This is a genomic window from Gilvimarinus sp. 1_MG-2023, from assembly GCF_030548285.1.
Genome location: NZ_JAUOSC010000759.1, coordinates 1 through 294, shown reverse-complemented (window position 1 = coordinate 294; position 294 = coordinate 1). Strand labels below are relative to the sequence as shown.

Sequence of the window (294 nt, the reverse complement as noted above, 5' to 3'; positions counted from 1 at the left end):
CCACCAGGTAAAGCCACAAAGGCATCGGCCAGATCGGCCATCAGTGCCTTACGTTCGTGCATGCTGTGTACGTGGTGTATTTGTGTCAGACCGGTGTGGATTTTTTCCTGTTGCCCGAGTACCCCAGGCATAACACCAATCACTTCCCCACCGGCTGCCAGCGCCGCATTGGCGACTATTCCCATCAGCCCTGATTGACTGCCACCATAGACAATGCCAATGCCTTGCTGGGCGAGAAAAGTGGCTAATGTTGTTGCGGCAGCGGCATAGGCCGGGTCATTCCCCAGGCGGGAA

Annotated in this window: 1 protein-coding gene; it reads right to left on the bottom strand. The window is 56.5% G+C overall.

Translation table 11 applies throughout. From position 1 onward, the window contains the following. The coding region (locus Q4563_RS18925) for a TIGR00730 family Rossman fold protein (RefSeq protein WP_336623060.1) at positions 1-294 on the bottom strand (294 nt) is incomplete at both ends.